This is a genomic window from Streptomyces sp. SID9727 (assembly GCF_010550605.1).
Taxonomy (GTDB): Bacteria; Actinomycetota; Actinomycetes; order Streptomycetales; family Streptomycetaceae; genus Streptomyces.
In genome coordinates, this window is record NZ_JAAGNI010000053.1 from 1 (window position 1) to 332 (window position 332).

Consider the following 332-nt stretch of genomic DNA (forward strand, 5'->3'; position numbering starts at 1 on the left):
GTGCCGGCTGACGGTGCGCCGACGGACGCCGTGCCGGGCCCGGGCAGGGTCACGGGTCCCGCCCCGATCCCCGGCGGCGGGAAGCCCCAGGGCACGGTCCCCCTCACCAAGCCGGGCGCCCCCGGCGACGCGGTGAGCGGCGTTCCGTCCGACGCGGTGAGCGGCGCTCCGTCCGACGCGGTGAACGGCGCCCCCTCCGACACTCCCTCCGACGCGGTGAACAGCGCCCCCTCCGACGCGGTGTCCGGCGCTCCGTCCGGCCCGGGCGCCGAGCCTGCCGCCGAGCCGGCGACCGAGGTCCTCGACGCCCCCACCGGTCCGACCGCCCCTCT

1 pseudogene is annotated in these 332 nt (G+C 80.1%); it reads left to right on the forward strand.

The features are described 5' to 3' along the window. Positions 1-332 (forward strand): annotated as a pseudogene (locus G3I41_RS02810) (hypothetical protein); the annotation flags it as partial.